The sequence below is a fragment of the Chitinophaga pollutisoli genome (assembly GCF_038396755.1).
In the GTDB taxonomy this organism is placed as follows: domain Bacteria; phylum Bacteroidota; class Bacteroidia; order Chitinophagales; family Chitinophagaceae; genus Chitinophaga; species Chitinophaga pollutisoli.
This window is the reverse complement of sequence record NZ_CP149822.1, coordinates 2127285-2140310: the sequence shown is the minus strand read 5'-3', so window position 1 is coordinate 2140310 and position 13026 is coordinate 2127285. Positions and strand designations below refer to the sequence as shown.

The 13026-nt window shown below is 47.1% G+C and carries 13 protein-coding genes; 7 read left to right on the top strand and 6 right to left on the bottom strand.

Annotation, left to right across the window (positions count from 1 at the left end; all coding sequences use genetic code 11):
* Nucleotides 1-96 precede the first annotated feature (96 nt).
* From WJU16_RS08735 to WJU16_RS08715, 5 genes are all read left to right on the top strand, one after another.
* Complete coding sequence (locus WJU16_RS08735) at nucleotides 97-1245, top strand: FecR family protein (RefSeq protein ID WP_341837937.1); 1149 nt, start codon at nucleotides 97-99, stop codon at nucleotides 1243-1245.
* A 57-nt stretch (nucleotides 1246-1302) separates the two neighbouring features.
* The gene (locus WJU16_RS08730) at nucleotides 1303-1491 is read left to right on the top strand and encodes a hypothetical protein (RefSeq protein ID WP_298715057.1); all 189 of its coding nucleotides are present in this window, start codon (nucleotides 1303-1305) and stop codon (nucleotides 1489-1491) included.
* 253 nt (nucleotides 1492-1744) lie between these two features.
* Complete coding sequence (locus WJU16_RS08725; RefSeq protein WP_341837936.1) at nucleotides 1745-2287, top strand: sigma-70 family RNA polymerase sigma factor; 543 nt, start codon at nucleotides 1745-1747, stop codon at nucleotides 2285-2287.
* 122 nt (nucleotides 2288-2409) lie between these two features.
* Nucleotides 2410-6093 carry a SusC/RagA family TonB-linked outer membrane protein gene (locus WJU16_RS08720; RefSeq protein ID WP_341837935.1) on the top strand — a complete coding sequence of 1228 codons (3684 nt, stop codon included), beginning with the start codon at nucleotides 2410-2412 and terminating at the stop codon, nucleotides 6091-6093.
* A gap of 5 nt (nucleotides 6094-6098) precedes the next feature.
* Nucleotides 6099-7490, top strand: a complete 1392-nt coding sequence (locus tag WJU16_RS08715) for a RagB/SusD family nutrient uptake outer membrane protein (protein WP_341837934.1) — start codon at nucleotides 6099-6101, stop codon at nucleotides 7488-7490.
* A gap of 5 nt (nucleotides 7491-7495) precedes the next feature.
* On the opposite strand, the gene WJU16_RS08710 is transcribed toward WJU16_RS08715, so the two are convergent.
* From WJU16_RS08710 to WJU16_RS08690, 5 genes are all read right to left on the bottom strand, one after another.
* Nucleotides 7496-7768, bottom strand: coding sequence for a hypothetical protein (locus WJU16_RS08710; RefSeq protein WP_341837933.1), 273 nt, complete (start codon nucleotides 7766-7768; stop codon nucleotides 7496-7498).
* A gap of 160 nt (nucleotides 7769-7928) precedes the next feature.
* Nucleotides 7929-8375 carry a MauE/DoxX family redox-associated membrane protein gene (locus tag WJU16_RS08705; RefSeq protein WP_341837932.1) on the bottom strand — a complete coding sequence of 149 codons (447 nt, stop codon included), beginning with the start codon at nucleotides 8373-8375 and terminating at the stop codon, nucleotides 7929-7931.
* A 199-nt stretch (nucleotides 8376-8574) separates the two neighbouring features.
* On the bottom strand, nucleotides 8575-9309 hold the full coding sequence (locus WJU16_RS08700; protein WP_341837931.1) for an AraC family transcriptional regulator: 735 nt from the start codon (nucleotides 9307-9309) through the stop codon (nucleotides 8575-8577).
* Nucleotides 9310-9716: 407 nt separating this feature from the next.
* Nucleotides 9717-9866, bottom strand: coding sequence for a hypothetical protein (locus WJU16_RS08695; RefSeq protein WP_341837930.1), 150 nt, complete (start codon nucleotides 9864-9866; stop codon nucleotides 9717-9719).
* A gap of 808 nt (nucleotides 9867-10674) precedes the next feature.
* Nucleotides 10675-11046 (bottom strand): helix-turn-helix domain-containing protein, encoded by a 372-nt coding sequence (locus tag WJU16_RS08690; protein ID WP_142679022.1) that lies wholly within the window; start codon nucleotides 11044-11046, stop codon nucleotides 10675-10677.
* 140 nt (nucleotides 11047-11186) lie between these two features.
* Between WJU16_RS08690 and WJU16_RS08685 the strand changes: the two genes are divergently transcribed.
* Nucleotides 11187-11759 (top strand): YceI family protein, encoded by a 573-nt coding sequence (locus tag WJU16_RS08685; RefSeq protein WP_341837929.1) that lies wholly within the window; start codon nucleotides 11187-11189, stop codon nucleotides 11757-11759.
* 151 nt (nucleotides 11760-11910) lie between these two features.
* Nucleotides 11911-12534 (top strand): redoxin domain-containing protein, encoded by a 624-nt coding sequence (locus WJU16_RS08680; RefSeq protein WP_341837928.1) that lies wholly within the window; start codon nucleotides 11911-11913, stop codon nucleotides 12532-12534.
* A 3-nt stretch (nucleotides 12535-12537) separates the two neighbouring features.
* On the opposite strand, the gene WJU16_RS08675 is transcribed toward WJU16_RS08680, so the two are convergent.
* A complete protein-coding gene (locus tag WJU16_RS08675) occupies nucleotides 12538-13011 on the bottom strand; it encodes an acyl-CoA thioesterase (protein WP_341837927.1) in 474 nt (157 codons plus the stop codon).
* Between the last annotated feature and the right edge of the window lie 15 nt (nucleotides 13012-13026).

Genomic DNA, 13026 nt, shown 5'->3' with positions numbered 1-13026 from the left:
TGGAGATGATTCGTTAGATTTCCGTTTGAATTTTTTTTGGCCGATACACCCTGCGGGGATGTAAAATCCATCTATTTATATAAGACCTCTTCGCTTATGGCTGAAAATTTAGATCATATACGGCATTTGTACCTGCAGAAACTGGCGGGTACTACGACCCAAAGTGAGGACGCCGAGCTGGAAGCGGCGATGGCGGATCCTCAGGTCAAAAAGATGTGCGACGAGTTATATGAGTTGTACAATTCGCCTGAAATGATTGAGCTGTTGCGCGAGCGGCCTACCAGCAAGCGGTGGGACGAGCTGGCGGCGCAGGCCCTGGAAGGCGCGGAGCGGTCGGGCCGTACGATCCGGATTTTCCGGTGGGTGGCCGCGGCGTCTGTACTGGCGATGGTGGCTACGGTGATGTATTCCCGGTATTTTTATCATCCGCAGCCCGACATTAAAGAGCTGGCGCGGCTGCAGCCGGAGTTTGTATCCGACGAGGTAACGATCAATATGGCGGGTGGCGAGCGGATTGCGCTGCGGCCCAATTCTTCGCGGCTGGTGGCCAGTGTGAAGGTGTGGATGGGGGAAGACAATACGCTCCGGTACGAGGATCCCTCCGGAACGGCGGACGGCTGGAACCAGCTGGAGGTGCCGCAGCGGCTGGATTGCCGGCTGGTATTGTCTGACGGTACCGAGGTTTGGCTGAATTCTAAAAGTTCCATCCGTTTTCCTTTCACTTTTACCGGCGACAGGCGGGAGGTGGAAGTGAGCGGCGAGGCATATTTCAATGTATCGCCTGATGCGGGCAAACCTTTTGTGGTGCAGACGCCGCAGGGGGAAGTGCAGGTATTGGGAACGACGTTCAACGTGAATACATATGAGCCTGGGAGGGTGGTGACTTCGTTGGTGAGCGGCCGTGTCCGCGCGGTGGGAGAGGGAGGTACGGCGGAGTTGAAGCCGGGGCAGGAAGCCGTGTGGCGGGAGAACGGGGCTTTGGAGGTAATGGCGTTTGACCAGCGGGACAAGCTCTCGTGGATGCAGGGGGTATATTATTTCAAATCAGCTGATTTCCAGGAGATAGCGAAGGCGCTGGAGCGTTGGTATTCGCTGGAACTGGTGGTGGACAGGCCGGAATTGGCGGCATATGCGTTTGATGTGAAGCTGGACAAGAACAAGCCGTTGGAGGAGTTTATGGATGTGCTGCGGGTATCGGAGGGGGTGCGTTACCGGATTGAAGGGAAGAAACTGTATGTATTCTAGTGTATTTCAGGACAATCAGGACCATATATTAATTTTTTCATTATGGAAAATTCATATTTGACGAACAGATTGCAGTTCATCTTCTTGACGGACAACCTGAGTTGGGAGGATTTCGTTCATCGGGCGGGAGAGAATGGGTCGAATTTGCGGGAGGAGTTGTTGGATTTGCTGGATGAGTCGAGCGAGTTGTTATCCCGGATCGGGTACCGTTTGGAGATTGTGAAGGACAGCGAGCATATTCTCTGATTTGTTTGTTAGTAATTCCCTGAGTTAACCATTATATTTGTTTTGCGGGGTGCATGCATGACATGAACCAGGATCCATTGATTAACGCGAGGTTAACAACTCGCTTTTTCTTGCATTCTATTTTTTCACTAAATTGAGTGAAGAAATTTCCGTAATTGCATTTGATTGTACATGGGCTTCTTTTTCCCGGGAATATCGAAGGGAATAAAGGAGCTGATGTATTTTAACAATCTAAAAACGAGATGCGAATTATATGTCGGAAGAATCATTCACGCCACATGAGCCTTCAGATGCAATGCATCAATTGATCTGTGATTTGTTCAGGCAATATCACAGGGCATTGATTACAGAGGCTGCCTATTTGCTGCAGAAGAAAAACCTGGCAGAGGCGGATGACGTGGTGATGGATACATTTGAAGTGATTATCAGGCGCTGCCATCTGGATAAGGTGGAGCCCGAGAAGTATAAAGCATACATATTCAGTGCCGTGCGTAACAATTGTCTCAGTGCGCAGCGGAAAGCGGTGACGGATAAGCGGCGGAAAGACCGGTTCGAGGAAACGGAGCCCAGGTTTGAGACCGGCGAGCAGCTCGAAAGGTGGGATACGCGCCGCGGGTTGCATGATGCGATGCAATCTTTGCCGGGCCAGCAACGGCTGGCGTTTGAAAAGTCGTACCTGGAAGGGAAGCCGCACCGGCAGATCGCTGTGGAAATGGAGTTGAAACCGGAAACCGTGAAAAGCCACATAAAAATCGCGCTAAAGAATTTACGCAATCGCCTCAGGCATTTAAGATAATAGCCCCATGGTAGGGCCTATCAACTACACTAACACGTTAGCATGCTTAGACAAAAGCGAAAATCCTATTTTTGTAAATAGGATTTTTGGTTATTTTATGAGACTAATCCCCGGATTCCTGCATGGCCTATTTCCATGTGAAAAGTACCCCGGAGTTTGCTGCCAGAACGAACGACATACAAACAACCAAAATTTGTAAAGACATTCGCATGGGGAATATTGCAGCGATTCTGGTTTACGGCTTTTTCACTTTCACCCTGTTATTCCGCGTGGCCGGTACGGCCCGCGCCCAGGAGGCTGCCACGCCTCCCCAGCAAACGCTTCCCCAAGAAAAGACGTTTACGCTTTCGGGTACTTACAGCATCGAGGAAATATTCGATTTGATGGACAAGGAAACCGGCATTTACGTCAACCGGTCGAGCAAAGTCATTGATTTCAGCCAGCAGCTCACCGTTCACTTCCGCAATACCCCGGTCGCGGAAGTGATGGACAAGGTATTGGGGAACCAACTGGTCGACTGGACCTATCGCGGGGGCAATATCATCCTGTTCAGGAGCCAGCACCCGGTGCGGCTGAAGAGCGAAGAGCTGCTGATCACGGTATCCGGGATGGTGATGGATAATGACGGGGTTGCGCTGCCGGGGGTAACGATTATGGTGAAAGGGGAGCGGAAGGGCGGGGTGACCAATGGCAACGGCTTTTACAAAATCGAGCGGGTTCACCCGCAATCGACCCTGATTATCAATTCTATCGGGTTCCTCAGCCGCCAGTACCGCCTCGACGGGGAGCGCACCAAGAACTTCATCCTCGAACCCTCCGTAGCCCAGATCGAAGCCGTAGAGGTCACGGCGAACACGGGGTACCAGGTGCTGAAGAAGCGGGAGACACCGGGGGCCGTATCGGTCATAGACAGCGGCTTCATCAACCGGTCGACCAGTTTTAATATTTTGGATCGGCTGGATGGGGCTGCAAGTGGGATGTTATCAATAAGAACGCCGGAATTCGGCCAGTTCATTCCTAAGATGCCTTCGGGTGCTGACATGGGTGTTTATGTGCGGGGGGTTAGTACGTTGTCACTTAACAGGGTAAATCCGAATCCCTTGATTGTTTTGGATAATTTTCCTTATGAAGGTGATATTAAGAATCTCAATGCCAATGACTACTCTGATGTAACGATCCTGAAAGATGCAACCGCCGCAGGAGTTTGGGGCGCGCGAAGCGGAAATGGCGTAATCGTATTAACATCAAAGAAAGGGCAATACAAAGAAAGAATGAAGGTTGATTTTGCAACCAGCCTTACTTTTATCAAGAAACCAAATCTTAGCTACGATCAAAACTATTTAAATGCATTTGATTATATCGAAGTAGAAAGATTCCTTTATGATAAAGGTTATTTTAGTGCAGATCTATCGGATAAAACCTTTTTCCCGATAGTGACGCCGGCAGTGGAGATATTTGACCGAAAGAATAAAGGAGAAATTACCCAGGCAGAGGAAGATCTATTGCTAAGGCAGCTAGGATCAAATGACTGGCGTAATGATATTTCAAAATACGCTTATCGGAATGCTTTGAATCAGCAGTACTCCATCGGGGTGCGGGGTGGTACAAAAGATTACGCATATTATGTTTCATTAAGCCATGACAGGAATCAGTCAAGCATGGCGCGGAATCGAAATGACAGGACAACGATTGTTTCCTCAAATCAATTTAAGCCGTTAAAGAATTTGGAGGTTTCGGCCATGTTGAATTTCAGCCAGCAAAAGATAGATGTGGGCAATGAAGTTTTAACCAAATCGGTACAAATGACCGGCGGAAAGTATAAATATATGTACCCTTATGCTTCCATGTTTGATGCCTCCGGGCAGCCGGCAAGTATCGTAAAAGATTATAGAGCCAGTTTTTCGGATAGTTTATCTAAACTAGGGTTCTTAGACTGGAAATATAGACCCATTGATGAAATATATAACCTTCAAAATACCTTCTCTTTACAGAACTTACTCTTACGCGCTTCAATAAAGTATTCCTTTCTGAAATATTTTAAAGTTGAACTAAATTATCAGAACGAACGGCAAATGATCTTTTCCCAAAAGTATTGGGATGAACAGTCCTATTTTGCTAGAAATCTTATTAATTCCTTTTCAAGTTATAATGCAGCATCACGGACGGTTTCGAGAGCTTTGCCCGTTGGAGGGATAATGGCAATCAGTGATTATGATTGGCGGGCAAACAGTTTCAGGTCGAGTGTGAGTTTCCAGCGAAGATTTAAGTCGCACATCATTAGCACTATAATCGGGGGTGAATTAAGGGAAGTAAATGCCTCTGGATTTGACCGTGAAAGCGTGGGCTATGACAATATAAACGGGATTCCGATTACAAACCTAAACACAAGCTTGAGTTTTCCGTTAACGCCAATAGGAAATGCTACGCTGAATGATAAGTTGAATCTTGGAGGTAGTAACGACGGTATTCTAAACAGATATCTTTCCTACTATGCAATCATCGACTACAACCTGTTGAGAAAGTATGATTTGACCATAATTGGAAGGAAAGATGGGACCAACCTTTTTGGCGCAAGGACAAATGAGCGAATCAAACCATTCTGGTCTTTGGGAGGAGGTTGGCATATCGAGAAGGAGCAATTCTTTAAACTCAATTTCGTGAATTCTCTAAAGTTGAGGGTTTCAATTGGTGAGAATGGGAATATCTATAATGGATCGGCTTACTTAACGGCTACCAGAGGAGTAGATCCATTAACTGGATTACCCAATAGCCTTGTCGCCAACCCGGCAAATGCGGAGCTTAGCTGGGAGAAAGTGAGAATTGCAAACCTGGGGCTGGATTTTTCAATGTTTAAGAACGTTGTTTTTGGCTCGATCGAATTGTTCAGGAAAAGCAATAAGGATTTGGTGCAGCAGGTAGTTTTAGCACCTCAGACAGGCTTTTCAAGTGCGTACTTGAATTCTGCGGCTACGAAGGCGAATGGTTTGGAAGTTACGTTAAATGGAGTATTCAAACTGGGGCAGGTTCGATGGTATTCCAAACTCACTGCAACAAACCTGAAAGACGAATTGGTCGAGTCAACACAGCTTCCCAACCGAAGTAATATTTTCATTAATGATCCCTTTACGCAGATGATTTTGGTAAAGGGCAAGTCTTTGAAAGGTGTTTTTAGTTATAAATGGGCGGGTATTCATCCCCAAACAGGAGATCCTCAGGGTTATTTAGATGGACAGATAAGCAGAGAATATAGCAAAATACTCAATAACTTTCATCCGGATAGCCTGGTGTATCATGGATCAGGCTTTCCGCAATGGTTTGGTAATTGGAGGAACGATTTCAGTTATAAGAACATTCATTTATCGTTTACACTCACATACAAGTTTAAGTATTACTTCAGGCGGCCCAGTGTTGAGTTGAATTATGTGGATATATTGCGAAAAGATGCTCACATGGATTATACAAAAAGATGGACGAAGCCTGGGGATGAATTGTTTACAGAAGTACCCTCTGTTACTTATCCTTCCAATGATTTACGGTCGCAGTTTTATCAAAGATCTGAAGTGCTTGTGGAGCGGGGAGATCACATTAGATTGCAGGATATAAGATTGTCTTACCAATCGAAGCTTAAACAGAAGGGCGTCTTCAAGAGTTATGAACTATTTACATACTGTAATAATATTGGGATTTTATGGAGGGCGAACAGAATGGGGCTAGATCCGGATGTTTCACATATGGGTAATCTGTATCTCATGACGCGTGTTCCAAATTCGTTCTCCGCTTCTGTTGGTGCAATAATGAAATTATAATGCGTATGAAAAGTTTTGTTTACTGCATTTTCGTGACTTTGGGGTGCTTGTTTTTGGGATGCAAAAAAGCAACTGATTGGTTGAATGAGCCTAGATCAAAACAAGACGTAGTGTTTAGTGCAATAGAGGATTACCAAAAGTTACTCAATAACACTTCCGTATTTAACTTAACACTTCCGACTATTGGTCAGGTTGCTAGCGATAATATTATTGTGCGCGATCAATTCATTCAAAATCTTCAAATTGCCGAACGTAATTCGTATTTATGGAATAAGGATATCTTTGAGGGCCGATCATCTGTGGAGTATACGGTTGGATATCAAGCAATCAATTATGCGAATATTGTTCTGTATGGTATTGAAGAAATAGGAAGAAATTCCTTCAATTCTGCAACGTTTGACTATGTGAAAGGACAAGCACATTTCTTTAGATCGTTATTCTATTTTGAATTGGCAAACCTGTTTTGTAAACCGTATTATCATGAAACAGCTGATGTAGATTTAGGTTTGTGTTTACGGACAAGTCCAGATATCAATGAAATTACCAATCGATCTTCCATTTTAGAAACGTATAATTTAATAGTAAGGGATGCACTAATTTCTGCAGAACTTTTACCAGAGACAAATATAATTAAGACACGTCCTTCCAAATGTGCAGCATATTTATTGCTCGCTAGGATTTACTTGAATATGTCTGATTATGAAAATTCGCGGAAATACGCTGAATTATGTTTGAATTTGAATAATTCTCTGCTTGACTTTAACTTGAAGCCAAGTCTAAATCTGCCATATAGATTCCCTGATTACAATGAGCAGAATGCAGAAGTTGTCTTATATGCTCAAGGCAATCTTTATCAAACAATTTTTCCCAGCGACTTCATTTCTTATGGCGTGGTAGACACATCATTATATAATGAATACGAAATAAATGATTTACGGCAGATTTATTTTTATAATCAAATAGATGTTCAAGCAGTTAAATTTAAAGGTGGGTATACAGGAAATGCAAGTAATTTTTGTGGATTAGCAATCAATGAAGCTTATTTAATTAGGGCTGAAAGTAACATTAGATTAGGGAACTTGAATACGGCGCGAAATGATCTGAACAAGCTATTGCGTAATAGGTATAAAGCCGGCACATATGAAGACTATGCCTCAAATAATGCAGACTCGTTATTAAGAAAAGTATTAATTGAAAGGCGGAAAGAACTACCATTTACTGGTAATATTAGGTGGCAAGATCTTAGGAGAATTAATCTTGACCCTAGTCTTGCCACACCGATTTATCGTAAAGTTAACGGAATTCTTATTGAACTACAGCCAAATGACAAGAGATATGTCTACCCAATACCTCAAAATGAAATAAATCTGACTGGTATCACGCAAAATGAACGATAGAAAACTTAATCTTCATATGATGATTGAACAGTACAGTTAGTACTTGAGACTATTTGTCCAACTCCATATGAACCACTAGTACTGAACGTGCAAATATTGTTAAATAAAGTACCGCCACTACATGAAAATGCAGGTGAATTAGCTGCCACGATATACCATGGGTCAGAGATGATTATTCCTGGTTCGCAATAATAAGTTGTAAACCTCAATCCCCCATACGCCTGAACACCACCAACAATCAATGCAATTGCGATTAAGCCAATTTTGAGCTTTTTCATAATAAAACTTTTTTTCTGTGAGAGCAATACGATACTTAGATGTAAATAAATACAAATACAAGAGGCAGTTTCCTGCCGTTGCAAATGCTAGCTGATAAAAAAATTAAAGGGAACGGGAAAGTTGGCAAAAACAGTAAAGGAGAAAGTGTTGTGTGTAGACTCAGGACAACTGCACCAAAGAGGGAGCCGGGCCACTTTGCATTCTATTTATTCGGAGAATGGCATACATCGTTACGGCCAATATCACCAGGTTGAAAATTAAATGCTCCGTCCATCCGAAAGACTTTACTATCCCCGCACAACTACACGGGACATGTGAAAAGAAATTCAACTGAATCATTCCAATATACACGCTAAAAACCACCAGCAACGCAGCCCCCATGTACAACCCCCACTTCACCGTCCGCGCAGATATCATTAACGCGGCAATAACAAATTCCAGTACCGGTAATCCCCAGGCCAGCGGCTCCGCGAATACATCGTCGAACGGCTGCTCCTTTAAACGGAACCTCCATAAGCTGATATCCGCCAATTTCACCACAGCGGCATATATCCAGAATAGAAAGAGGAAAAACACTATGCTCTCAAGCAACTTCTTTTGCTTCATAGATACCCGGTTTAATTGCTGTTTAGATGCTAGTTTCTTTCGTGTTGCAGACATTATTTAGCGTGGCATGAATCGTTCTCAGTCTGTTGTGCATTCTCATGCCGTTCATGCTTCTATATGTAAATCTACTCTTCTAATTTTATTTTCCAATATCCGGATCGACAGATTTCTTTGCATTTTTTTCATTCGTACAATCCCCTCACTTCCGGATGTCCATCGGCGGCTGCTGGTAATAATGCGAGAAAACCCGCGAAAACCCCGCTGCAGACTCATATCCCACCTCCCATGCGATCTCATGGACCGGCAGCCCCGTCTGCGTCAACAACCGGCGGGCCTTATCCAGCCGCAGATCCCGGATATAATCGCACAAATGCTGGTGGAACACCCGGTAATATCCGCGCCGCAACTGTGTGGGCTGCACGCCGAAATGTTTTGCCAGGTGGGCGATCGAGAGCTTTTTGTCGATGTTTTCCGCGATATAGGATTTCACGCGGTTGAGCGTCTGGTAGTCGTTATGGTAAACGTCCATGTCCTCCAGGCGGTATTGGATGCCCGCATCATCGAGCGTATGGAAGAGCAGGTCGAGCAGCAGGACCTGTCGTTTCAATCGCCAGATATCGCCTTTCAGCAGCGGCTGGTAGAGGCTGAGGATCTGATTGAGCCGCGTTTTGCACAAGGTGCCGGCGGGAGGTTGCGCGTAAGGCGCCACGATCGAATCATGGCTCACCAGCGATTGAATGGTGGGTGAGAGGAACAGGAGGAGGAAAACGTGGCGGCCTTCCGCCAGTTCCAGGCGGTGGCTTTCCGGTTGCAGCCGGAGGATCTGGTAGCTGTTGGCTTCGAGCTCCAGGGCGCCGCGGCCGCGGGTGAGCAAGCGGGCAGTGCCTTCCAGATTGTAAAGCGCGACTGTGGCGGTTGAGGCGATCCTAACCATCAGCTCCTGTATTGCCAACTGCCGGGATTCGTATAACCATACATGTACGTACGGGTCGTGGAAGTATTGGGTGAGCATATCGCCGCCGGAACTGCTGTTGTAATGGGCAATGGCATCATGGATAAGGCTTTCATGGTAAGTCGGGGGATTTTCATGGTGAATTCAAAGTTCGCCCCCTGCAGGATACCTGCGGATGTTTTCATTGGCATGGAAGTACGCGGTTTTATGGTAATGAACAGATACGGTGTGGTTGTGAGATACGATGCGAAAGCAAATGGATGAATTATCTACTGAAACAATACCTCCGGCGGAATGGTTGTGTAGCGCCCGTTTTTGGTATGTCATGGATTGGTCACGAATTAGTCGGTGATTTCCCTGCCGTACGGCCGGATTCTTTTATGAAATGTCTAAATTCCGGGTTTGCGGCGGCGGGTTCCGGTGAATTTGTTCATCCGGGCGGATGGGCGGCGGCGCAGTTGGAGAAGCGTTGTCACCGGCTTTTCAGTTTTCAGTGAATGGATGGCGCCGGGGCGGGGAGGAGCGTATCTTGTGCCCATGCTATCCGTTTAATGCAGCAACCAACCATGAAGCAGGCCGCAGTACCGGTCTTAGTTGCTACTCTATATTGCGCGGACGGGCGATACCGTTCCTTCATCAAAAATCAACCTGCAATACCCGCAAGAAAGCAACCATACGGGCATCCTTCGTGGGTGCCCATTTTTTTGACCTTCTCAGATGGCTGAAAAGATTTATATTTATCCGCATAACAGCCGAACCATGAGATCCCGTACATTATTTTTCCTGTGCCCGCTGCTGGCGCTGGCTTTTTCGGCCACAGCCCAGAAAATCGACGTTTCCTCCGGTATGATCGACGCGCTCAAAGGCATCGATACCTTCCATATCATATATAAATACGATAAACTAATGGTGGGGGATTTGGGAAGAGAAGCGAATTATATCCGTAAGAAGAAAGCCGACGCCGAAAAAAGGGCTCCCGGGAGCGGATATGCCTGGGAAGAAATGTGGGTGGGCGACAAATCGAAATTCTACGAGCCCCAGTTCCTGGAATCCCTCCGGAAATTTTCGGAAAAAGAAATCGGGGAACATCCCGATACCCGCTATCAACTGGTTTTCAGCTCCGTTTACATCGAACCAGGGCAATCGGGCATCATCCGCAAGTCCGCCAAACTGAAAGGTACCGTCACGGTGATGGATACGCAGACCGGTAAAGTGGTCGTGAAAATCCAGATCGACGAGGCGGCAGGCGAAAGCAGCGCGCCCGACAACGGAACCGGGGGCCCGCATCGGCGCCGCCTACGCGCGCGCCGGGAAGGAGCTGGGGAATTACCTCCGCCAGCGGCTCGACTAATCCACTTTCTTCAATTGCCGGCGGATGTTTTCCTTATGCTGGGTGCCCCATTTGCGGAGGGCGTCCACCACTTCGCCCAGCGTATTGCTGTAATCGGTGATGCAATATTCCACCAGCACCGGGGTGGTATCGTGTACCCGACGGGTAACAAACCCGTTGAGCTCCAGTTCTTTCAGCTCGTGGGAAAGCACTTTCGCCGCGATGCCCGGCACCGTTTTCTGCAATTCGTTGAACCGTTTATTGCCGGAACTGAGCGCTACGATGATCGGCAGCTTCCATTTGCCGTGGAGCACATACAACGCATCCTGTACCGCAGATAATGCCGTACAGGTTTCCCATTCTGCCGAAATTGTTTGTAACTTTAACATAGCCCTGTTTTCTTTGTATCGAACCTCGAATAACCTTAAACTTACCTCAAAGTAACTACTTACCTTTAGGTAACTACTAACAAGTTGAAAGCAAATGTACATAAGTTTGCAATCCTGTTCATAACCAAACAGCACGACATATGAAAAAAGTAATGAGCCTCCTGCTGGCGATGGCAGTATCCGTTGGCGCCTTTGCACAATCCACCTGGAAGTCCGACGGCGCGCACTCCCAACTGAAATTTGACATCCAGCACCTGGGCCTTTCAACCGTATCTGGTTCTTTTACCAAATTTGAAGCCGCCGTGAGCGCTTCCAAAGCTGACTTCAGCGATGGCGTGTTCACCCTCACCGCTGAAACCGGTTCTATCAACACCGGCATCGAGCAGCGTGACAACCACCTGAAATCCCCCGATTTCTTCGACGCAGCCACCAACGCCAACCTGACTTTCAAAAGCTCTTCGCTGAAAAGCCTGGGCAACGGTAAATACAGCATCACCGGCGACCTCACCCTCCATGGCGTGACCAAACCCGTGACCCTCGAACTCTGGTACCGCGGCACCATCGAAAACCCGATGAGCAAAAAGCCCACCGCAGGTTTCCGTGTTACCGGCAGCATCAAACGCAGCGATTTCAACATCGGCGCCAAATTCCCCGCACAGATGCTCAGCGACGAAGTCAACATCATCGCAGACGGCGAATTCGTGAAACAATAAGGATCTACCCGTTTAGATAAAAAGAGAAACCCGCTACTCCGGCGGGTTTCTCTTTTTATAAAAAAAGTCCACTAGTTTTGTGGACTAATAGTATTTCTTCCTATCTTTGTATTGTCATTTGAAATCAGCATCACAAACCAACCTTCATTTTATGTACACCAACAACCGCTACGCAGATCTTCCCCCTATCCGGTACGACATCGTTTCGACCCGTCCCAAAGACCGCACCCCCATCCAGCCTGTTGCTGAAGGCTCCACACTGCCGCTTTTCCATTTGCACCGCGAGGATTTCGTGGTGCCGTTTTCGTTCCTCGGCACGGGGGGCGCTTACATCGTGGGCAGCGAGTTGCTGAACCAGCCGCTGGTGCTGGCGTTTTATTCCCGCCACTGGAACGGCTATTCAAAACCGTTTTTGCAGCAGCTGGAAGATTTGTATGCGGATATCCAGGTGATGGGAGGGCAGTTGCTGGTAGTTTCCAGTGATCCGGTGGAAGACCTGAAGGTGCTGGGCGTACCGTTTGCGCTGGCGTACGATAAAGATTTCAAAATTGCGAAGAGCGCAGGTATTTACGCGGAAACGGATCCCTTGTGGGCGCGCCTTTCCGGATTCGAGGAGAATGCGCCACTGCCGGCGGTGTACGTGCTCGGGCAAAGCCAGCGCATTGCATGGGCTTTCACCGACAACCTGTTTGACCGGCCGATTCCCCGCAGGGAACTGTTGACCGCCGTATATACGGCCGGCCAGGCCCAGGCGCTCAGCCGCGCCATTGCTTAAGGGTTACAGGTAGGGCTTCATTTCATCTTCGATATTCTTCCGCAGGTCCATCAGCCGATGGGCGTACTGCTCCATATTCAATTCCTGTTCTGTGCGCGGCGTCCATTTGGGCACGGGCGCAGTTTGCCCATTTTCATCGATGGCGGCAAACACCATGATGCAATGGGTGGTTTTGATTTTCTCCTGCTGCCGCGGATTGCCGGCGTAAACATGGATGGAGATGTGCATGCTGGTGTTACCGGTGTAGATGATGGAAGCGTCGATTTCCACGAGGTCGCCGATGGCAATGGGCTTGTAGAATCTGATGCCGCCTACATAAACGGTTACGCAGTATTGCCCGCTCCAGTTGGCTGCGCAGGTAAAGCCGGCCTGGTCGATCCATTTCATTACGGATCCGCCATGTACTTTGCCGCCGAAATTTACATCAGAGGGTTCGGCGAGGAAACGGAGGGTAACGGAGTGCTGAGGTGTTGCCATGTATAATGATGTTCG

What these genes read in the sequence shown, in the direction of transcription:
- WJU16_RS08695 (WP_341837930.1), bottom strand. Translation starts at nt 9,866, where the DNA reads ATGGGCACAAGATACGCTCCTCCCCGCCCCGGCGCCATCCATTCACTG.
- WJU16_RS08690 (WP_142679022.1), bottom strand. Translation starts at nt 11,046, where the DNA reads ATGTTAAAGTTACAAACAATTTCGGCAGAATGGGAAACCTGTACGGCA.
- WJU16_RS08720 (WP_341837935.1), top strand. Translation starts at nt 2,410, where the DNA reads ATGGCCTATTTCCATGTGAAAAGTACCCCGGAGTTTGCTGCCAGAACG.
- WJU16_RS08685 (WP_341837929.1), top strand. Translation starts at nt 11,187, where the DNA reads ATGAAAAAAGTAATGAGCCTCCTGCTGGCGATGGCAGTATCCGTTGGC.
- WJU16_RS08715 (WP_341837934.1), top strand. Translation starts at nt 6,099, where the DNA reads ATGAAAAGTTTTGTTTACTGCATTTTCGTGACTTTGGGGTGCTTGTTT.
- WJU16_RS08705 (WP_341837932.1), bottom strand. Translation starts at nt 8,375, where the DNA reads ATGAAGCAAAAGAAGTTGCTTGAGAGCATAGTGTTTTTCCTCTTTCTA.
- WJU16_RS08710 (WP_341837933.1), bottom strand. Translation starts at nt 7,768, where the DNA reads ATGAAAAAGCTCAAAATTGGCTTAATCGCAATTGCATTGATTGTTGGT.
- WJU16_RS08725 (WP_341837936.1), top strand. Translation starts at nt 1,745, where the DNA reads ATGTCGGAAGAATCATTCACGCCACATGAGCCTTCAGATGCAATGCAT.
- WJU16_RS08700 (WP_341837931.1), bottom strand. Translation starts at nt 9,309, where the DNA reads ATGGTTAGGATCGCCTCAACCGCCACAGTCGCGCTTTACAATCTGGAA.
- WJU16_RS08675 (WP_341837927.1), bottom strand. Translation starts at nt 13,011, where the DNA reads ATGGCAACACCTCAGCACTCCGTTACCCTCCGTTTCCTCGCCGAACCC.
- WJU16_RS08680 (WP_341837928.1), top strand. Translation starts at nt 11,911, where the DNA reads ATGTACACCAACAACCGCTACGCAGATCTTCCCCCTATCCGGTACGAC.
- WJU16_RS08735 (WP_341837937.1), top strand. Translation starts at nt 97, where the DNA reads ATGGCTGAAAATTTAGATCATATACGGCATTTGTACCTGCAGAAACTG.